Source organism: Oerskovia sp. USHLN155 (assembly GCF_037145535.1).
GTDB classification, from domain to species: Bacteria; Actinomycetota; Actinomycetes; order Actinomycetales; family Cellulomonadaceae; genus Oerskovia; species Oerskovia rustica.
This window is the reverse complement of the sequence record NZ_JBBCXG010000019.1, coordinates 1-18034: the sequence shown is the minus strand read 5'-3', so window position 1 is coordinate 18034 and position 18034 is coordinate 1. Positions and strand designations below refer to the sequence as shown.

21 protein-coding genes and 1 pseudogene are annotated in these 18034 nt (G+C 70.8%); 10 read left to right on the top strand and 12 right to left on the bottom strand.

Going from position 1 to position 18034, the window contains the following annotated elements:
• Nucleotides 1-594 precede the first annotated feature (594 nt).
• A complete protein-coding gene (locus WFH32_RS19110) occupies nucleotides 595-822 on the top strand; it encodes a hypothetical protein (protein ID WP_336708875.1) in 228 nt (75 codons plus the stop codon).
• Between the two features lie 154 nt (nucleotides 823-976).
• On the opposite strand, the gene WFH32_RS19105 is transcribed toward WFH32_RS19110, so the two are convergent.
• From WFH32_RS19105 to ctaC, 3 genes are read right to left on the bottom strand one after another with little or no spacing between them, the layout of a single operon-like run.
• A complete protein-coding gene (locus WFH32_RS19105) occupies nucleotides 977-1375 on the bottom strand; it encodes a cytochrome c oxidase subunit 4 (protein WP_138824250.1) in 399 nt (132 codons plus the stop codon).
• Nucleotides 1372-3189: an aa3-type cytochrome oxidase subunit I gene (gene ctaD, locus WFH32_RS19100; protein WP_191796533.1), complete on the bottom strand. Its 1818-nt coding sequence runs from the start codon at nucleotides 3187-3189 to the stop codon at nucleotides 1372-1374. Before ctaD ends, WFH32_RS19105 begins: the two co-directional genes overlap by 4 nt.
• Nucleotides 3189-4100 carry an aa3-type cytochrome oxidase subunit II gene (gene ctaC, locus WFH32_RS19095; RefSeq protein ID WP_138824248.1) on the bottom strand — a complete coding sequence of 304 codons (912 nt, stop codon included), beginning with the start codon at nucleotides 4098-4100 and terminating at the stop codon, nucleotides 3189-3191. The genes ctaD and ctaC overlap by 1 nt, the downstream gene beginning before the upstream one ends.
• Nucleotides 4101-4441: 341 nt before the next feature.
• On the opposite strand from ctaC, the gene WFH32_RS19090 reads away from it, so the two are divergent.
• Both WFH32_RS19090 and WFH32_RS19085 read left to right on the top strand, forming a co-directional pair.
• On the top strand, nucleotides 4442-5608 hold the full coding sequence (locus WFH32_RS19090) for a cysteine desulfurase family protein (RefSeq protein WP_336708873.1): 1167 nt from the start codon (nucleotides 4442-4444) through the stop codon (nucleotides 5606-5608).
• Nucleotides 5605-5913 (top strand): sulfurtransferase TusA family protein, encoded by a 309-nt coding sequence (locus WFH32_RS19085; protein WP_336708871.1) that lies wholly within the window; start codon nucleotides 5605-5607, stop codon nucleotides 5911-5913. Before WFH32_RS19090 ends, WFH32_RS19085 begins: the two co-directional genes overlap by 4 nt.
• A gap of 99 nt (nucleotides 5914-6012) precedes the next feature.
• Here WFH32_RS19085 and WFH32_RS19080 read toward each other — a convergent pair whose 3' ends face one another.
• Nucleotides 6013-6363 (bottom strand): HesB/IscA family protein, encoded by a 351-nt coding sequence (locus tag WFH32_RS19080; RefSeq protein ID WP_030153043.1) that lies wholly within the window; start codon nucleotides 6361-6363, stop codon nucleotides 6013-6015.
• A 156-nt stretch (nucleotides 6364-6519) separates the two neighbouring features.
• Nucleotides 6520-7749, bottom strand: a complete 1230-nt coding sequence (locus WFH32_RS19075; protein ID WP_336708868.1) for a glycerate kinase — start codon at nucleotides 7747-7749, stop codon at nucleotides 6520-6522.
• A 72-nt stretch (nucleotides 7750-7821) separates the two neighbouring features.
• Between WFH32_RS19075 and nadA the strand changes: the two genes are divergently transcribed.
• The gene (gene nadA / locus WFH32_RS19070) at nucleotides 7822-9027 is read left to right on the top strand and encodes a quinolinate synthase NadA (protein ID WP_336708866.1); all 1206 of its coding nucleotides are present in this window, start codon (nucleotides 7822-7824) and stop codon (nucleotides 9025-9027) included.
• A gap of 78 nt (nucleotides 9028-9105) precedes the next feature.
• Nucleotides 9106-9693 carry a DJ-1/PfpI family protein gene (locus WFH32_RS19065; RefSeq protein ID WP_191796528.1) on the top strand — a complete coding sequence of 196 codons (588 nt, stop codon included), beginning with the start codon at nucleotides 9106-9108 and terminating at the stop codon, nucleotides 9691-9693.
• Nucleotides 9694-9723: 30 nt separating this feature from the next.
• Here the strand turns inward: WFH32_RS19065 and WFH32_RS19060 are convergent, their stop codons facing one another.
• Nucleotides 9724-10128: a DUF3817 domain-containing protein gene (locus WFH32_RS19060; RefSeq protein ID WP_318244147.1), complete on the bottom strand. Its 405-nt coding sequence runs from the start codon at nucleotides 10126-10128 to the stop codon at nucleotides 9724-9726.
• A 126-nt stretch (nucleotides 10129-10254) separates the two neighbouring features.
• On the opposite strand from WFH32_RS19060, the gene WFH32_RS19055 reads away from it, so the two are divergent.
• Both WFH32_RS19055 and WFH32_RS19050 read left to right on the top strand, forming a co-directional pair.
• Entirely contained in the window at nucleotides 10255-10779 is a 525-nt protein-coding gene (locus tag WFH32_RS19055) for an acyl-CoA thioesterase (RefSeq protein WP_191796526.1), read from the top strand.
• 26 nt (nucleotides 10780-10805) lie between these two features.
• On the top strand, nucleotides 10806-11132 hold the full coding sequence (locus WFH32_RS19050; RefSeq protein WP_336708864.1) for an antibiotic biosynthesis monooxygenase family protein: 327 nt from the start codon (nucleotides 10806-10808) through the stop codon (nucleotides 11130-11132).
• On the opposite strand, the gene WFH32_RS19045 is transcribed toward WFH32_RS19050, so the two are convergent.
• The 4 genes from WFH32_RS19045 to WFH32_RS19030 all read right to left on the bottom strand — a co-directional run bounded on the left by WFH32_RS19045 (nucleotide 11104) and on the right by WFH32_RS19030 (nucleotide 14476).
• On the bottom strand, nucleotides 11104-11946 hold the full coding sequence (locus WFH32_RS19045; protein WP_336708862.1) for a hypothetical protein: 843 nt from the start codon (nucleotides 11944-11946) through the stop codon (nucleotides 11104-11106). The genes WFH32_RS19050 and WFH32_RS19045 overlap by 29 nt on opposite strands.
• Before the next feature lie 100 nt (nucleotides 11947-12046).
• Nucleotides 12047-12451: a VOC family protein gene (locus tag WFH32_RS19040; RefSeq protein ID WP_191796523.1), complete on the bottom strand. Its 405-nt coding sequence runs from the start codon at nucleotides 12449-12451 to the stop codon at nucleotides 12047-12049.
• A gap of 83 nt (nucleotides 12452-12534) precedes the next feature.
• Complete coding sequence (locus tag WFH32_RS19035) at nucleotides 12535-12963, bottom strand: helix-turn-helix transcriptional regulator (protein ID WP_336708860.1); 429 nt, start codon at nucleotides 12961-12963, stop codon at nucleotides 12535-12537.
• Between the two features lie 112 nt (nucleotides 12964-13075).
• A complete protein-coding gene (locus tag WFH32_RS19030; RefSeq protein WP_336708859.1) occupies nucleotides 13076-14476 on the bottom strand; it encodes a dipeptidase in 1401 nt (466 codons plus the stop codon).
• Nucleotides 14477-14561: 85 nt separating this feature from the next.
• Here WFH32_RS19030 and WFH32_RS19025 point away from each other — a divergent pair, with 85 nt between their 5' ends.
• Together WFH32_RS19025 and WFH32_RS19020 are read left to right on the top strand one after the other, a co-directional pair.
• A complete protein-coding gene (locus tag WFH32_RS19025; RefSeq protein ID WP_138824235.1) occupies nucleotides 14562-15164 on the top strand; it encodes a DUF3043 domain-containing protein in 603 nt (200 codons plus the stop codon).
• A 70-nt stretch (nucleotides 15165-15234) separates the two neighbouring features.
• A pseudogene (locus WFH32_RS19020) lies at nucleotides 15235-15480 on the top strand (aldo/keto reductase); the annotation flags it as partial.
• 11 nt (nucleotides 15481-15491) lie between these two features.
• Here the strand turns inward: WFH32_RS19020 and WFH32_RS19015 are convergent.
• Both WFH32_RS19015 and WFH32_RS19010 read right to left on the bottom strand, forming a co-directional pair.
• Nucleotides 15492-16274 carry a hypothetical protein gene (locus WFH32_RS19015; RefSeq protein WP_336708857.1) on the bottom strand — a complete coding sequence of 261 codons (783 nt, stop codon included), beginning with the start codon at nucleotides 16272-16274 and terminating at the stop codon, nucleotides 15492-15494.
• Nucleotides 16264-16821 carry a hypothetical protein gene (locus tag WFH32_RS19010; RefSeq protein WP_336708856.1) on the bottom strand — a complete coding sequence of 186 codons (558 nt, stop codon included), beginning with the start codon at nucleotides 16819-16821 and terminating at the stop codon, nucleotides 16264-16266. Before WFH32_RS19010 ends, WFH32_RS19015 begins: the two co-directional genes overlap by 11 nt.
• Before the next feature lie 124 nt (nucleotides 16822-16945).
• On the opposite strand from WFH32_RS19010, the gene WFH32_RS19005 reads away from it, so the two are divergent.
• Nucleotides 16946-17950: an aldo/keto reductase family protein gene (locus tag WFH32_RS19005; RefSeq protein ID WP_336708854.1), complete on the top strand. Its 1005-nt coding sequence runs from the start codon at nucleotides 16946-16948 to the stop codon at nucleotides 17948-17950.
• Nucleotides 17951-18034: the final 84 nt, after the last annotated feature.

Genomic DNA, 18034 nt, shown 5'->3' with positions numbered 1-18034 from the left:
CGCCGACTACGTCACCGCCTGGTGGAACCTCGTCAACTGGGCCGACGCCGACGCACGCCTCGCCCGCGCCCGCACCCAGGGCGAAGGCCTCATCATCCCCGCCTGACCCTCTGCGTCGCCCTACGGGCCGCACAGACCCCTTCCCGGGGTGTCTGTGCGGCCCGTTCGTGCTGGGCGTGACGTGGGCCGCCCGGTCTCGCCACGTTGCGCGCCTCGACGGACCTCGACGCGCGACCTCGGCGGTCAGCATCGGCCACGGACACCGACGACCGCACCGGAGCGCCCTTCTCCACCGGATGACCGCCACGATCGCGGTCCTGCACCGCTTTCAGCACCACCGGTGGTTCCAGCACCACCGGGAGGCGCAGCCGGCCCCGTCCCGGGAGGATGGCCACGGGCCGGCGAGGGGACGACAAGCCATGGCGGTGGTCGAGGGAACGAACGTCTGGGCCACAGGGCTCCTCGTCGCGGCGAAGGGGCGCCACGGGCTGCTCCTGGAGCACGAGACGCGTGGCCTCGACCAGGTGCCGCCCGCGCTGGACGCGCCGTGGGTGGTGGCGCTCACGGGGTCCCGGCCGGCGCCCGGAGCTCTCGGTGCCGTCGTTGAGATCGTCGGGGTCCGGACCGGAGCCCACGTCCGGGCCGGAGGCCCTGCTCGTCGCCTTCGGGGAGTCGGTGACGGAGGACGACCAGCTCCAGGTCCAGCTCACGGTCACGTCCGTGACGCCCGCGCTCGAGGGTCTGGTCTCACGGCTTCCCGTCGGGATCGTCGACGTCACCGCCCTCGTGCACGAGCGGTCCTCGGCTGCGCGCCAGGTGTGAGTCCGCAGGCAGGCGTATGGCGGCCTCCGACGTCCGCGGCCCCGCGGACCACGCACTCCCCCGCAGCCCGCACCTCACGCGCACCCGTGCCCCGAGAACGCGAACGGGCCCCGCCTCCCAGAGGGAGACGGGGCCCGTCGTGTCGTGCGGTCGATCAGTGCGCGTGCTGTCCGCGAGAGAACTCGAAGACCCAGCCCACGAGGGCGACGGCACCGAGGACGACGCCGATACCGAGGATCCACCAGCCGAGCGCGAGGCCCAGGAAGGCGATCGCCGCGGCGCCTGCGATGGCCAGCGGCCACCAGCTCCACGGCGCGTAGACGCCCTGGTCGCCTGCGCCCTGCTCGATGAGACCGTCCGGGTCGTCCTCGGGGCGCGAGTCGATGCGCTTGGCCGTGAGGGCCAGGTAGCCACCGATCATGGCAGCGAGGCCGAAGGTCAGGAACAGCGCTGCGGAACCGACCGGCTCCCAGTGGCTCCAGAACCCGTAGACGAGTGCCATCAGGAGGAAGAACGGTGCGAGGAAGAGGTGGAGCCTCGATTCGACCTTCACTTGCCGTCCTCCTTCTCGCCGTCGCGCGGCTCGTCGATGATCATCGTCGAGGACTTGGCGCTGGGGTGATCCTTGCCCTCGACGCGGTCCGCGGCGACCTGCTGCTCGCCACGGCGGTCAGCGTCGCCGTAGATCTGCTGCAGGACGTTCGGGTTGGGCTCGGCGTGGTCCATGGCCGCGACCTCGGGGTGGTGCAGGTCGAACGCGGGGCGTTCCGAGCGGATCCGGGGCAGCGACGTGAAGTTGTGCCGCGGCGGCGGGCAGGAGGTCGCCCACTCGAGCGAGGCCCCGTAGCCCCACGGGTCGTCCACGGTGACCTTGGGCGCGTTGCGCCAGGTCGTGTAGACGTTCCAGAGGAACGGCAGGGTCGAGGCGGCGAGGATGAACGCGCCGACCGTCGAGACCTGGTTCATCCACGTGAACCCCTCCTCCGGCATGTAGTCCGCGTAGCGACGCGGCATGCCGGCGACACCCAGCCAGTGCTGGACGAGGAAGGTGGCGTGGAAGCCGATGAAGAGCAGCCAGAAGTGGATCTTGCCGAGCTTCTCGTTGAGCATGCGCCCGGTGAACTTGGGCCACCAGAAGTAGAACCCGGCGAACATCGCGAACACGACGGTGCCGAAGACCACGTAGTGGAAGTGCGCCACGACGAAGTACGAGTCGGAGAGGCTGAAGTCCAGCGCCGGGCTCGAGAGGATGACGCCCGTGAGACCGCCGAAGAGGAAGGTCACGAGGAAGCCGATCGACCAGAGCATGGGCGTCTCGAACGTGAGCTTGCCGCGCCACATCGTGCCGATCCAGTTGAAGAACTTCACACCGGTCGGGACCGCGATGAGCATCGTCATGAACGCGAAGAACGGCAGCAGGACCGCGCCGGTCACGTACATGTGGTGGGCCCAGACGGTCACGGACAGCGCCGCGATCGCGATCGTCGCGTAGACCAGACCCTTGTAGCCGAAGATCGGCTTGCGGCTGAAGACCGGCAGGATCTCCGAGACGATGCCGAAGAACGGCAGCGCGATGATGTAGACCTCGGGGTGACCGAAGAACCAGAACAGGTGCTGCCAGAGGATGGCACCGCCGTTCTCCGGGTTGAAGATCTGCGCACCGAGGCGGCGGTCCGCTCCGAGCGCGAACAGCGCCGCGGCCAGCGGGGGGAACGCCATCAGGACCAGGAGGCTCGTGACGAGCGTGTTCCAGGTGAAGATCGGCATGCGGAACATCGTCATGCCCGGAGCGCGCATCGTGATGATCGTCGTGATGAAGTTGACGGCACCGAGGATGGTTCCGAACCCGGCGAGGGCCAGGCCGAAGACCCAGAGATCTCCTCCGGCCCCTGGACTGAACGTCGTGTTCGACAGCGGCGCGTACGCGAACCATCCGAACGACGCGGCACCCTGCGGCGTGAAGAACCCGGCCGAGGCGATGAGGCCACCGAAGAGGTAGAGCCAGTAGGCGAACATGTTCAGTCGCGGGAAGGCGACGTCAGGTGCGCCGATCTGCAGCGGCATGATGACGTTCGCGAAGCCCGCGAAGAGCGGGGTGGCGAACAGCAGCAGCATGATCGTGCCGTGCATCGTGAAGAGCTGGTTGTACTGCTCCTTGCTCTGCACGATCTGGATGCCGGGCTCGAAGAGCTCGGCACGGATCACGAGGGCCATGAGCCCGCCGATGCAGAAGAAGATGAACGACGTGATCAGGTACATGTACCCGATGGTCTTGTGGTCGGTCGAGGTGACCCACTTGATGACGGTTCGTCCGAGCGTCTGGCGCTTCGGGGCGAGACCGGGAATGACTTCGGCCTGCGCGACCATCAGTTCTCACCTTCCGTGACGACGGGGGGGTTCGGGTCCTGGAGGCGGTTCAGGTCCAGCCCGAGCTCGCCGGTCTGACCCTTGTCCTCGAGCTTCTGCATCTGCGCGTCGTACTCCTCGCGGGAGACCACGGCGACGTTGAAGAGCATGCCCGAGTGGTGCTCGCCGCAGAGCTCGGCGCACTTGCCGGCGTAGACACCCTCGCGTGTGGGGGTGACCTGCCACTCGTTGGTGCGCTCCGGGATCATGTCCATCTTGAAGAGGAACGCGGGGATCCAGAAGGAGTGGATGACGTCGCGGGAGTCCAGCTTGAACCGGACGACCTCGTTGACCGGCAGGTACAGCGTCGGCAGCGACGTCGCGGTGCCGGGGGCACCCTCGATCTCGTCCTCGGAGCGGAGGTCGCCGACGTTGGCCTCGTGCTGGCCGGACTCGTAGACGTCGTCCGTGAGGTAGTTGAAGTCCCAGCTCCACTGCTTGCCGATGACCTGGATCTCGACGTCAGGCTCTGCGGAGAGGTCCTTGATCGCCGTCATGTCACGGTCGGTGTAGTAGAAGAGCACGAGCACCATGACGATCGGCACTGCCGTGTACATGATCTCGAGGGGCAGGTGGTAGCGCGTCTGCACGGGCAGGACGTGGTCGTCCTTGCGCTTGCGGTAGGCGGCCACGCACCACAGGATCAGTCCCCACGTGATGACACCGACGATGAGTGCCGCGATCCAGGACCCGTTCCACAGCGACGTGATGCGGGCGGTCTGGTCGGTCACCTCACCGTCGGAGTATCCGGGGAGAAATCCGCGCTGAACGGTCTCACTGGCACAACCGGACGCCAAGGCTGCGACCGCGACGGCGGAAGCCGTCGCTCGCAGGATGGTTCGCCGTGTGCGGCTAGGGGATTGCGAGTGCAAGGGGGGCCTTTCACTTCAACGTTCGACAGGGGGGCTCGATCTTCTCCACGAGTTCCCCGCAGAACCTTCGTCCTCGACCCACAGAGCCTAGCGCGCAAATGCCCTCTCTCGCGCCGTCAACGCAGCTTCTGAGCGTGACGAATCCGCCAACTTCCCGCGAGATCCCGGGGTTCGGCACACCCTCGGCGCATCTGTCAGATCGTCGCTTCCCGCGCGGCCCGCGCTACGGTGCACGGTGTACGTCGCGTCCGTGGCACATTCGGCGCGTCTGCAATGAAAGTTCGCCGATCGGCGGTTCGGGAGCCCTCCCCGGGCCGCCTCGCACGCCCTCTGGAGCTCATGTGACCGACACCACGACGCCCCCGCGTCGGGTCTACCTCGACAACGGCGGCCGGGCGGCCCTGCACCCCCTCGCACGCACCGCCCTCGCCCAGGCGATCGACGACGGGTGGGCCGACCCCCGGCGCCTGTACGCCGAGGCACGCCGGGCCGCCGTGCTCCTCGACGGGGCCCGCGAGGCGATCGCCGCCGGCCTCGGCGCCCGGACCGAGGAGGTCCACCTCGCGCCCTCGCACGTGGCCGCCCTGCACGCCGCGGTGGGCGCGGTCGCGCTCGGGCGCCGTCGCACGGGACCGGGGATCGTCGTCTCGGCGGTCGAGCGCGCCGCAGTCCTGCACGCGGCCGAGCTCGCGGTCGCGACCGCGGGCAGCCCCGACGCCCTCGTGAAGGTCCCGGTCGACACGCTCGGCCGGGTCGACGAGGCCGCGATGACCGAGGCGGTCACGAGCCCTGGGACCGCGCTCGCCGCGCTCCAGGTCGCCAACGGCGAGGTCGGCACGGTCCAGCCCGTCGCCGCGGTCCACGCGGCCGCGCGCCGCGCGGGGGTGCCGCTCGTCGTGGACGCGGGCGCCGTCGTCGGGCACGGGGAGGTTCCCGACGCCTGGGACCTGCTCGCCGCCGACCCTGCCGACTGGGGCGGCCCCGCGGGCGTCGGGGTGCTGGCGGTCCGCAACCGGGTCCGCTGGCGGCGCACCTGGCCCGAGGACGCCGAGCCGTGGTTCCCCGGCGGGGTGAGCGTGCCCGCCGCGTTCGCGGCCGCCGTCGCGCTCCAGTCGGTCCTGGCCGACCGCGCGGCGCAGGACACGCGGCGCCGGGCGATCGTCGACAAGGTGCGCGCCGTCGTCGGGCGGATCCCCGACGTCGAGGTCGTGGGCGACCCCGACGACCGGCTCCCCCACGTCGTGACCTTCTCGTTCCTGTTCGTCGACGGCGAGGCCCTGGTGACCGAGCTGGACCGGGCGGGGTTCGCGGTCGGGTCGGGGTCGGCGTGCACGTCGAGCACGCTCGAGCCCAGCCACGTCCTGGCCGCCATGGGCGTCCTGACGCACGGCAACGTGCGCATCGCGCTCGACCGGGCCACCACGCAGGACGACGTCGACCGCTTCCTCGCGGTCCTGCCCGGGGCCGTCGCGCGGGTGCGCGCCTCGCTCGGGGTGAGCGGGCTGTGAGCGACGAGCCGGTCACGCTCGTGGACGCGCGCGGCCTGCGCTGCCCGCTGCCCGTCATCCGGCTCGCGGCCGCCGCGCGCGACCGTGCGCCGGGCGACGTCCTGACGGTCTGGTCGACCGACCCCGCAGCCCGTCACGACGTCCCGGCCTGGGCCCGCATGCGCGGCCACGCGATCGTGGAGAGCACCGTCGTGGAGGGCACGGTCGTGGAGGGAGCCGAGGGACAGGACGCCGACGCGACGGACTCCGGGAGCACGCCCGACGGCGGCACGACCTGGGCGATCACCGTCCGCCTGGGTGGGTGACCGCCCAGGCACCGCCCCCACGGACGCGGACGGCCCGGCCACCGTGAGGTGACCGGGCCGTCGTGGCTCCTCGGCAGACGGGCTGCCGACGCGCGTGGATCAGCCGAACGAGCCGCCGCACGCGCAGGCGCTGCCCGCGTTGGGGTTGTCGATCGTGAAGCCCTGCTTCTCGATCGTGTCGGCGAAGTCGATGGTCGCGCCGTCCAGGTAGGGGACGCTCATCTTGTCGACGACGACCTCGACGCCGTCGTAGTCCTTGAGGGCGTCGCCGTCCAGGACACGCTCGTCGAAGTAGAGCTGGTAGATCAGGCCCGAGCAGCCACCGGGCTGGACGGCGACGCGCAGACGCAGGTCGTCGCGGCCCTCCTGCTCGAGGAGGCTGCGGATCTTGCCGGCCGCGAAGTCCGTCAGCAGGACGCCGTGGGTGGCGGTCTCGGTGGTCTCGCTCATCGTGTTCTCCGCACAGTCTTCGGTGGGCTCTCGCCCCGTGGTGTGCCGTCGGTCTGCGGCTCCCGCTCCCGGGCTGGCCGATCGGTCCTCAGGCTTGTCGCATACCCGTCAACACGACGGGAGATGGTTCTGTTCCCGAGTGTACGACGCCCGCGCTCACCTCTCGCTGCCGGCCCAGGTGCGGGCCACGCGAGCGACCCGAGCCCGCGCCGCGTCGCTGTCCGGCCCGAGCTCGTAGGCACCGCTGATCCCCGCCGCGGCCTGCTCGCGCCGACCGGCGAGGATCTCGCGCGCCAGGACGACGACCGGGACCCCGAGCGCACCGGCCCGGCGCGCGACCTCGGGCAGGGGGCCGTCGTGCGTCGTCGACGCGTCGAGCCGGTCGACGACCACGACCGCGACGTCGGCGGCCTCGACCCGCGCGCCCAGCCCGACGACGTCCGCGACCAGCGACGTCCCGGGCAGCAGGCGACCGCCGGCGGCGGCGATCCCGAAGCCCAGTCCCCCGCCCGCGCCTGCGCCGGGCAGCCCGGTCAGCGCCCGGTCGGCTGCCGCGCGCGACGCGCCCCCCCCACCGCCCGGGGCGGGCGCCGCCGTCGGGCCGGAGACACCCGGGCGGCCGGAAGCGCCGGACAGCAGGTCGCGGCGTGCCGTGCCCTCCAGCGCGCGCGTGACCTCGTGCGCGTAGTGGCCGTGCGCCCGCTCGAGCTCCTGGGCGAGCGTCGCCAGCGCGGGCCGCGCGACCGCGAGCGCCCCGCTGGCCCCGTGCAGACCCAGCAGCGGCAGGTCGGACTCGACCGCGCCGACGAGCTCGACGGACCGCAGCGCGTCCCGGGCGCGGCGCGCGGCCGCGGCGTCGTCGGCGGTGGTCGCGCCGAGCGCGGCCCCGCCGCGGGTCAGCGGCCCCGTCCCGGTCCCTGCGAGCGCCGCGAGCATCCCGGCCCCGGCGTCGTGCGCACCGCTGTCCCCCGTCGCCACGACGACGCGCGAGGCCCGTCGGGCAGCGAGCGCGACGACCTGCCCGACGCCGTAGCTCGTCGCCGTGCCCAGCCCACCGCCGGCGGTGCTGCCGTCCGTCGGCGCGGGACGCAGGAACGCGGCCTCGACGTAGGCCGTGCGCGCCCCGGTCGCCGAGGGGTGGCCGAGCCGGAACGTCACGGGCACGTCGTCACCGGCCGCGCCGCGCGCGACGACCGCCACCTGCTCGGGGGCGTGGGCCGCGAGGGCGCGCAGGAATCCGGCCGCACCGGGGTTGAGGACGCACGGGTCCACGTCGCCGCGCACCGTGGCCGCCCAGGTCTCGGCGACCAGGGCGCACACGTCCTCGGCCGGCAGGTTCCCGTCCGACAGGGCGAGCGGGTCCGCGGCGGCGAGGAGGAGGTGCATGCCGCGATTGTGCCAGGCCGTCGACCCCGGCAGGGCTGCTCGACCGACCGACCGTTGTGCGACGATGGTCCCGTGAGCACCCTGTTGGACAGCGCCTTCGCGGAACCTGCCCCCTCCCCCCTCCTGCTCCTCGGACAGGGCCGGGACCTGGCCTCCGAGCGAGGAGTCGAGTGCACCGGCGAGCTGCCGGCCGCCAGCGACCCCGACCTCGTCGAACGTGCCCGTGCGGCCCGCGCCGCACTCGGCTCGCGGGCCTTCGTCCTGGGCCACCACTACCAGCGCGACGAGGTCATCGACTTCGCGGACGTCACGGGCGACTCGTTCAAGCTCGCGCGCGAGGCCGCGGCACGCCCCGAGGCCGAGTTCATCCTCTTCTGCGGCGTGCACTTCATGGCCGAGAGCGCGGACATCCTCACCTCGGACGCCCAGCAGGTCGTCCTGCCGGACCTCGCGGCGGGCTGCTCGATGGCCGACATGGCCGCGATCAACCAGGTCGAGGACGCGTGGGAGGTCCTCCAGGACGTCGGGATCGCCGACGTCACGCTCCCCGTCACGTACATGAACTCGACCGCCGCGATCAAGGCCTTCACGGGTCGGCACGGCGGGACCATCTGCACGTCCTCGAACGCGGAGGTCGCGCTGCGCTGGGCATTCGACAAGCTGGACGCTGCGGGCGGCTCCCTCCCCAGCAAGGTCCTGTTCATGCCCGACCAGCACCTCGGACGCAACACCGCACTTCTCAAGCTCGGCATGTCCCCCGCGGACTGCGTGGTCTTCGACCCCCGCAAGCCGAACGGCGGTCTGACGGACGCCGAGCTGCGCGACGCACGCATGATCCTGTGGCGCGGGCACTGCTCGGTCCACGGACGCTTCTCCGAGCGCAACGTGACAGACATCCGTGCCGCGGTGCCGGGCATCAACGTGCTCGTGCACCCCGAGTGCAAGAACGAGGTCGTGGAGGCCGCGGACTACGTCGGCTCGACCGAGTACATCATCAAGATGCTGGATGCCGCCGAGCCCGGCTCGTCCTGGGCGATCGGCACAGAGCTCAACCTGGTGCGACGCGTCGCCCGCGCGCACCCGGACAAGCAGGTGCACTACCTCGACTCGACCGTCTGCTTCTGCTCGACGATGAACCGCATCGACCTGCCGCACCTCGTGTGGGCCATGGAGTCCCTCGTCGCCGGGCGCACGGTCAACCGCATCGTCGTCGACGCCGACGACGCCCACTGGGCACGCGTCGCGCTCGACCAGATGCTCGCCCTGCCCGGACTCTAGAAACCACCCGTCGGGCCCGTCGGCACCCGCCGGCGGACCCGACGGTCGCACCATCGCATCGACCCTCGGGGGTGACGGATGACGACCGGGAACGGTCTGAGCGTCGGGATCTTCGTGTTCGACGGCGCCGAGGAGCTCAACGTCGCGGGCCCCTACGAGGTATTCACGACGTGGCGCGAGCGCTCTGCCCTCAAGCCGCGGGTCTCGACGTTCTCGTGGGACGGGCGCGGGGTGCGACTCGCACAAGGCCTGCACATGGTCCCCGACGGGTCCGCCGACGACGTCGACCCGGTCCAGGTGCTCGTGCACCCCGGAGGGCCCGGCATCCAGCGGCTGGTCGGGGACCCGACGCACCTCGCCTGGCTCCACGCGATGCGAGCCCGGACACCGCTCCTGGCGAGCGTGTGCACGGGCTCGCTCGCGTTCGCGGCGGCCGGTCTGCTGGCCGGGCGTCCGGCGACGACCCACTGGGACCACGTCGACGAGCTCGCCCGCCTCGACCCCAGCATCCTCGTCGACACCGAGACACGCTTCGTCGACGACGGCGACGTGGTCACCTCGGCCGGGGTGTCGGCCGGGATCGACATGGCGCTGCACCTCGTCGAACGGCTCGAGAGCGCCGAGGTTGCCGAGGAGGTCCGGCGCGCCCTGCAGTACGAGGGCTGAGGACCTGCCCCGCGCCACGACCGTCCGGGGTCAGGCGCCCGCACGCTCCTCGTAGCGGCCCGAGCGGTGCGCCCACCGGTCGAAGAAGACCGTGAGGAACGGCGGCAGCGTCGCGGCGAGCGCGAAGAAGACCGTCAGGAGCGACCAGCGCTGACGGACGGCCACGACGAGCGCGAGCGCGACGTAGGCGACGACCAGGCCCCCGTGGACGGGACCGAAGATCTTGACGCCGATCTCGGAGGCCTCGGCGATCCACTTGACGTACATCCCCACGAGCAGGCCGGCCCAGGAGAAGGCCTCGGCGATCGCGACGACGCGGAACGCGCGGACGGTCCAGTGGTGGGAGGTGGTGGGCACCTCGGGCACGGACGAGGGCTCGACGGCTGCGGGCGTCGGGGCGGCGTCGGGAACGGGGGCGGCGGTTCGGGAAGTCACGGGGGCCATCCTCACACGCCTCGGCGGACGGGCCGAACGACCGGCGAGTCCCGCACGGCGGGCCCCAGGGACGAAGCTCGACCCGCGATACCTGATACCGCCCGTGCTCGGTAGTAGCCTGCGACGGTGACCCGACAGATCCAGCTCACGATCGCCAGCACCCTGCCCCGCAAGGCCGTCCCCGGGCGCGGGGTCCTCGACCCCTCCGTGACCCGCATGCGCGTGCGCCCCGGCGACCTCGACTTCTACCTGCACGTGAACAACGGCGTCTACCTGCAGATGATGGACGTGGCGCGCAGCAACTTCCTCGCCGACCTCGGCGCCTTCGGGCTCCTGCGCGACCAGGGCTGGTACCCCGTCGTCGCGTCGTCGACCATGAAGTACCGCCGCTCGCTCCAGCTCTGGGACCGCTTCGAGATCACGACGCGCGTGCTCGGGTGGGACGAGCGCGTCGTCTACCTCGAGCAGGTCTTCACGCGCGGCGGAGACCTGTGCGCGCGCGGCCTGATCGCGGGCCGGTTCCTGTCGAAGGCGGGCGACCGCATCCCGGGGCCCGAGGTCGTCGCCCTCCTGGGCACCTCGACCGTGAGCCCCGAGCTGCCGGCCGACGTGCGCGACTGGGCCCAGGCCGTGGACGTCGCAGCCCGCTGAGCCCGCGCCGCCCTACGCTGCGGGCCATGACGCACGAGGTGCTCGAGCACGCCCTGCTGCACGTGGTTCCCGGCCAGGAGACCGCCTTCGAGGAGGCCTTCGCGCACGCTCGGGCGATCGTCTCCGCGATGCCCGGCTTCGGTGGGCTCTCGGTGTCGCGGTGCGTCGAGCGCCCCTCGACGTACCTCCTGCTCGTGCGCTGGGACCGCCTCGAGGCACACACCGAGGGCTTCCGCGGCTCGCCCGAGTACCTGCGGTGGAAGGCGCTGCTCCACCACTTCTACGACCCGTTCCCGGTCGTCGAGCACTACCGCGAGGTGTCCGTCATCCCTGGGCCGACAACCACGCCCTGACGTCCTCGAGCTGGGCGAGGACCGTCGTCAGGTCCTGCGTGAGGTGCTGCCCCCGGGCCGAGGCCACGCACCGGTCCACCTCGTCGAGCATGCGCCGGGCGGTCGCGGCGTCGTCGAGCCGGACGGCCAGCTCGGCACGGAAGGCCTGGGCCTCGACCCGGTCACGGGCCGAGGCGCCCAGGTCCCCCGCGTCGGCGTCGCGGCGCAGCGCGCCGTCGAGGATCTTCACGGCCTGCCCGACGTCGCCGCGCGAGTCCGCCTGGACCACCGCGTTGGCCACGGCGAGCAGCAGGCGCGACTCCCCCGGCGGGCCGTCCGGGCTGCCGGTGTCCTCGCCCGAGCCCGAGCGTGCCGCGCGCGACCGGTCCGCCGGGGTGCCGGTGCCGGGGTCCGCGAGATCCGCCGTCCCCGGCTCGGGGTCCTCGGGGCGCCGCACGACCCGCAACCAGTTTCCGGCGGGGTCCACGAGGCTGAACCCGCTGAGCCCGCCCGCATTCGCCCGACGACGGGGCCGCGTGATGCGCGGGAAACCGCTCAGCGGCAGCTTCCCGTAGACCGCGCGCAGCCCGGCCGCCCACGCCTCGTACAGGGGCTCGGTGTCGTCGACCACGACCAGGCACGAGCCGTACGAGTCCTCGGGACGAAAGCCGTCCATCGCGAAGTAGTGCAGGTCGATGCCGCCACGGCGCAGCGCGAGGTACGGGTTGGGCCGGGTCTGCCGGTAGGTCACCTCGAACCCGAGGGCCACGGCGAAGTCGTGGATCTCGTCGATCGACGCGCACGGCAGCAGGGGGACCATCGTCTCGTTCGCCATGTCCCTATCCCACCACCCCGGCGGGGACCACGTCTCCGGCAGGGGCGACGTGGGCTCGGGCGCCGACCGCTCGTGCCCTGCCCCGGCCGCTCGACCCTGCTCAGGCGGCCTGGGCGACCCGGACCATGTTGCCCGACGGGTCCCGGAACGCGCAGTCGCGCGGACCCCAGTCCTGGTCCATGGGCTCCTGCAGGACCTCGGCGCCCGACGCCCGGACGGTCTCGAAGAGAGCGTCGACGTCGTCGGTCGCGAACACGAGGATCGGCAGGACGCCCTTGATCATGAGCTCCTGGAGCGCGTCGCCGTCGGCCTGCGAGCGACCCGCGTGCGGTGCCGAGAGCACGATGCCCAGACCGGGCTGCGCGTCCGACCCGAGCGTGACCCAGCGGAACCCCTCGGAACCCACGTCGTTGTGCACCTTGAGCCCGAGCGCGTCGCTGTAGAACGCGATCGACTCGTCGACGTCGTTGACGGTGATGTTGCAGAACTTCAGTGAGATGGTCATGACGGCGACTCTAGGACGGGGCTCGCGCGCCCGCTTCTCCGATCCTGCTCGATGCGGCGGTCCCCCTCGCAGCCCCGCTGTGCTCAGCGCGCGGTGGTGCCCGCGGTCGCCGCGGCGCTGCGCGCCGGGCGCGTCAGGACCTGGGCCACGCACGGTGGCATGGCCTTGACCGCGGCGTGCTCCCGGCTCCGGTACGCCGAGGGCGTCTCGCCCACGACCTCGGTGAACTTCGAGCTGAACGAGCCGAGCGACGTACACCCGACCGCCATGCACGCGTCCGTGACGCTCGCGCCGCCCCGCAGCAGGGCCATCGCCCGCTCGATCCGTCGCGTCATGAGGTAGCAGTAGGGCGTCTCGCCGTACGTCGCCCGGAAGCGGCGCGAGAAGTGCGCGGGAGACATGAGGGCCTTACGCGCCATGGTCGGGACGTCGAGCGGCGCCGCGTACTCCCGGTCCATGAGGTCCCGGGCGCGGCGCAGCAGCACGAGCTCCTCGATCTCCTGCGGGGTCATCCTCCGAACGTAGCACCGGGGTCGCCCGGGGTCGCCCGGGGTCGCCCGCCGAGAACGGGTGCGCGGTCGTCGTCGAGCCGATGTCGACCGCACACCCGTTCTCGGCGACGACTCAACCCTGCGCGAGGCGCGTCAGCAGGAGTGCCTCGGCCAGCACGACCTTCTCGAGCTCACCGAGGTGCACCGACTCGTTCGCGCCGTGCGCGCGCGAGTCGGGGTCCTCGACGCCCGTCACGAGGATGGCCGCGTCGGGGAAGACGTCGAGCAGGTCAGCGATGAACGGGATCGAGCCGCCGATGCCGATGTCGACCGGCGCCGTGCCCCACGACGTCTCGAACGCCCAGCGCGCGGCCTGCATCGCCGACGAGTCGGTGGGCGCCTGGAACGGCTTGCCCGTCTCGCCGTCGTGCACCGTGACCTGCGCGCCGAACGGCGCGTTCGACTCGAGGTGCGCACGCAGCGCCGCGAGCGCGGCCGCCGGGTCCTGGCCGGGCGCGATGCGCAGCGAGATCTTGGCCGTCGCGCGCGGGGTCAGCGTGTTGGACGCGTGCGCGACGCTCGGCGCGTCGATCCCGATGACGGACAGCGCCGGCTTGGTCCACAGGCGACCCGTCAGCGTCCCTTCGCCCGCGAGGCGGACCCCGTCGAGCACCGAGGAGTCCGCGCGGAAGTCCGCCTCCTCATAGTCCACGGTCGGGTCCGGCGCGGAGACCAGGCCCTCGACCGCGACGTTCCCCTGCTCGTCGTGGAGCGTGGCGATCAGGCGCGAGAGCAGCGTGAGCGCGTCGAGCACCGGGCCACCGAACATGCCCGAGTGCACCGCGTGGCCCAGCACCGCGACCTCGACGTCGCAGTCGACCAGCCCACGCAGGCTCGTGGTGAGCCCCGGGACCCCGACCTTCCAGTTCGCGGAGTCCGCGACGACGATCACGTCCGCCGCGAGGAGGTCCTTGTGCTGGTTCAGGAACGGCAGGAAGCTCGGCGACCCGACCTCCTCCTCGCCCTCGACGAAGACCGTCACGCCGATCGGCAGGTCACCCAGCGCGGACAGCGCCCGCAGCGCACCCACGTGAGCAACGATCCCGGCCTTGTCGTCGGCCGCACCACGACCGAACAGCCGACCGTCGACCTCGGTCGGGACGAACGGGTCCGTGTCCCACGTGGCCGCGTCGCCCGGGGGCTGCACGTCGTGGTGCGCGTAGAGCAGGACCGTCGGGGCGCCCTCCGGGGCCGGGCGGCGCGCGACGACCGCGGGGGCGCCGAGCGGACCCGCGACGCCCGTCGCGTGCAGGATCTGCACCTCGGGCAGCCCCGCACCGCGCAGGAGCTCGGCCACGGCCTCGGCGCTCGCCGCGACGTGTGCCTGGTCGAACGCGGAGTTGGACACGGACGGGATGCGCACGAGCGCCTCGAGGTCGCCGCGCAGGGCGGGGAAGAGCTCGGCGACCCGGGCGCGCAGGTGAGCGACGTCGTCGGGCTCGGGAAGGGTGCTGGTTCCAGGTGTGCTGTTCACCCGGGCAACGCTACCCGCCGGTACGCCTCCGCTCCTGCCCGCCGCACGTGACGAGGCAGCCCCCGTCCTCGACTACGCTGGACCTGTGTTCTCACGCAACAAGTCCTCCGCGCCCTCGTCGAACGACGCCCCCGATCCCGTTGCCGCCGCAGCCGAGATCGAGAAGGCCGGCAAGGGCAGGCCGACGCCCAAGCGCAAGGTCGCCGAGGCCGCCAACAAGCGCCCGCTCGTGCCCTCGGACCGCAAGTCCGCGGCCAAGACCGCGCGCCAGCAGCAGCGTGACGCACGCGACCGCCAGTTCCAGGCCATGCAGACGGGCGACGAGCGCTACATGCCCGCCCGCGACAAGGGTCCGGTCAAGCGCTACGTGCGCGACTACGTGGACGCCCGCTGGAACCTGGGCGAGTTCTTCCTGCCCGTCGCCCTGGTGTTCATCGTCCTGACGTTCGTGTTCTCCCAGAACCTGAACATGGCGACGATCATCATCTTCGTGCTCTACGGGATCGTGCTCATCACGATCATCGACGCGTTCATCATGTGGCGCTCGCTCAAGAAGCGCCTGGTCGCGAAGTTCGGGCCGGACTCCCCCAAGGGCAACGCGATGTACGCCGTGATGCGCGCCTTCCAGCTGCGCCGCGCACGCCTGCCCAAGCCCATGCACAAGAAGCACGGCAGCTTCCCCGCGTAGCGTCTCGCGTCCGGTCCGCCGGACGGACCGCAGTTCCCCGAGGTGCCCCGGGCAACTTAGTGTTGTCCCCATGCCCAACTACCGCTTCCTCGGCAACTCCGGCCTCAAGATCTCCGAGATCACCTACGGCAACTGGCTCACCCACGGCTCGCAGGTCGAGAACGACGTCGCGACCCAGTGCGTCCACGCCGCGCTCGACGCCGGCATCACCACGTTCGACACCGCCGACGTCTACGCCAACACCAAGGCCGAGCAGGTCCTCGGCGACGCCCTCAAGGGACAGCGCCGCGAGTCCCTCGAGATCTTCACCGAAGTGTCTGCCTCCGGCTACTCGCTCGCGGCTTGATCCTGTAGCCGCTTGACCAAACCCTCCGCTGCCTCGACGCCTGGCGGCAGCAGGCGAACCGTGCGATCAACCTCTGAGTACTCGACGTGCCGCTGCCTATGCATTGCCCGAAGGACGTCTCGACGAAACGCCGCAATATGCACGACTTCGAGCCAACCAGCAAGCTCTGATTCGGTCGCCATTCCCGTTCCGACGAGCAAGAGGAGTGTCTGTTCACGACGGGGCAGGCCCAGCACCAAGACGCGCCTTGTTCTGGCACGGGACCAGACAAGCGCTACATCACGCTCGACAAGCGACTCGACGATCTCCGTAGCTTCGGTGACAGGCAGCCCGTGGAGGATCCGAACGAGTTCAGCCATAATCCACTTGCTTATGTAGAGAACAGCGGTGGCATCCATGTGGTTTGGGTTCACGTCGCCGCCCGCGTGGCCGACACCGCGGTTGTTTCGGATTTCATAGAGCGCAACTAGCATCCGCGGCAACTGGATTCGTGGCGATCTAGGCGCTTGCGGGAACTCGTCAGCAAGACGCTCGCACGCCTGGACCATGTTGCGCGGCTTGCTAGCTCGGCTTGGGTAATTCCCGCCGTCCAGAAGTCCACGAATAATTGTGTAAGCCGCTTCGCACAACTTGCCGCCATTCAGTTCAGAGGGCTCCCAACGTTGCTCCGAGAAATTGCGCAACACCTCGCTAAAAGCGTCCGTTAGGTCGGCCGCTAAACTGGGGGGTAGCAGCGCAAAGGCATCTTTCGGCTCAACTGCCACCAATCATCGACCTTACCCGGTCCGAACCAGCACGCGAGAGCTTAAAGGTCTTGCGGGCCTGTCGCGTACTACCCGACTTCCTCAGCTGCAGAATTAGGGCGGGCTTCTGCTTGACAAGTTGGGCAGTTCGCTCGGAAATGTGTCCGACGGCATGCCCTAGATCCTTAAGCACGCTGTTGAGGGCAAACGATGAGAAGTTGTCGCCTCCTTGGACCACCTGAACCCAGTAGGCAGCAACGAGAAGCCGCTCGCCGTCAGTCGAGGGCCCGGCGGCATCGTAAAGCTCTGCGAAGTGGTCCCAGGGACCGTCATTACTCTCGTCAGGAAGTGGCTTAGCGGAGGCCTGCGACACTGGCACCTGCTCCCCGACAGCGGCGTCGACCTGAACAGGCGGTTCTCCCCGTCCCTGGAACGAGCTCGCGATGGTCATGCCATCTGCGAATCGTCCGTATGCCCACGCGAGCGTCCGCTGCCTCGCCTGCCCGTCGAGCGGTTCCAACGCCGTCGCGATCATCCGCATCGCTTCGAGTTCCGGATCCTCGTCCATACCAACTCCCTGCTCCTCTGGCGCAACATCGCTTGTTGCACGCTAGTGGTGTTCGCGCACAGACGCTAAGCGGATGCATGGCTAGAGGGTCTTTTCACCCACAATCACGCCGTAGGGTGGACGCATGGTCAACTACCGCTTCCTCGGCAACTCCGGCCTCAAGATCTCCGAGATCACCTACGGCAACTGGCTCACCCACGGCTCGCAGGTAGAGAACGACGTCGCCACCCAGTGCGTCCACGCCGCGCTCGACGCCGGCATCACCACGTTCGACACCGCGGACGTCTACGCCAACACCAAGGCCGAGCAGGTCCTCGGCGACGCCCTCAAGGGACAGCGCCGCGAGTCCCTCGAGATCTTCACCAAGGTCTACTGGCCCACGGGCCCTGGCGGGGCCAACGACTCGGGCCTGTCCCGCAAGCACGTCATGGAGTCGATCAACGGCTCGCTCCAGCGCCTCGGCACCGACTACGTCGACCTCTACCAGGCGCACCGCTTCGACCAGTCGACCCCGCTCGAGGAGACGATGCAGGCGTTCGCCGACATCGTCCGCCAGGGCAAGGCCCTCTACATCGGCGTGAGCGAGTGGACCGCGGACCAGATCCGCGCGGGCCACGCCCTCTCGAAGGAGCTCGGCTTCCAGCTCATCTCCTCCCAGCCCCAGTACTCGATGCTGTGGCGCGTCATCGAGGACGAGGTCGTCCCGACCTCGCGCGAGCTGGGCCTGTCCCAGATCGTCTGGTCCCCCGTCGCGCAGGGCGTGCTGAGCGGCAAGTACCTGCCCGGCCAGCCCGCCCCCGCCGGGTCGCGCGCCACCGACGCCAACGGCTCGCGCTTCATCCAGCAGTTCATGACCGAGGACGTGCTCACGCGCGTCCAGCAGCTGAAGGCCGTCGCCGACGAGCTGGGCCTGACGCAGGCGCAGCTCGCTGTCGCGTGGGTCCTGCAGAACGACAACGTCGCTGCCGCCCTCATCGGCGCCTCGCGCCCCGAGCAGGTCGCCGAGAACGTCAAGGCGTCCGGCGTGGTCATCCCCGCCGAGCTCATGGCGAAGATCGACGAGATCCTCGGCGACGTCGTCGAGCGCGACGCCGGCAAGACCGCTGCGGGAGCCCCCGGGCCCCGCTGAGCCCGTGTCACCGGCGCCTCGCCGACAGGCTGAGGTCCTGGTGACCGACGTCGACGACCCCGGGTGCTCACCGAGCGCCCGGGG

Excerpts from the sequence above, each read along its gene's own strand:
- ctaD (WP_191796533.1), bottom strand. The coding sequence starts at position 3,189 with ATGGTCGCGCAGGCCGAAGTCATTCCCGGTCTCGCCCCGAAGCGCCAG.
- WFH32_RS19080 (WP_030153043.1), bottom strand. The coding sequence starts at position 6,363 with ATGAGCGAGACCACCGAGACCGCCACCCACGGCGTCCTGCTGACGGAC.
- WFH32_RS19075 (WP_336708868.1), bottom strand. The coding sequence starts at position 7,749 with ATGCACCTCCTCCTCGCCGCCGCGGACCCGCTCGCCCTGTCGGACGGG.
- WFH32_RS19065 (WP_191796528.1), top strand. The coding sequence starts at position 9,106 with ATGACGACCGGGAACGGTCTGAGCGTCGGGATCTTCGTGTTCGACGGC.
- WFH32_RS19050 (WP_336708864.1), top strand. The coding sequence starts at position 10,806 with ATGACGCACGAGGTGCTCGAGCACGCCCTGCTGCACGTGGTTCCCGGC.
- WFH32_RS19045 (WP_336708862.1), bottom strand. The coding sequence starts at position 11,946 with ATGGCGAACGAGACGATGGTCCCCCTGCTGCCGTGCGCGTCGATCGAC.
- WFH32_RS19040 (WP_191796523.1), bottom strand. The coding sequence starts at position 12,451 with ATGACCATCTCACTGAAGTTCTGCAACATCACCGTCAACGACGTCGAC.
- WFH32_RS19035 (WP_336708860.1), bottom strand. The coding sequence starts at position 12,963 with ATGACCCCGCAGGAGATCGAGGAGCTCGTGCTGCTGCGCCGCGCCCGG.
- WFH32_RS19010 (WP_336708856.1), bottom strand. The coding sequence starts at position 16,821 with ATGGACGAGGATCCGGAACTCGAAGCGATGCGGATGATCGCGACGGCG.
- WFH32_RS19005 (WP_336708854.1), top strand. The coding sequence starts at position 16,946 with ATGGTCAACTACCGCTTCCTCGGCAACTCCGGCCTCAAGATCTCCGAG.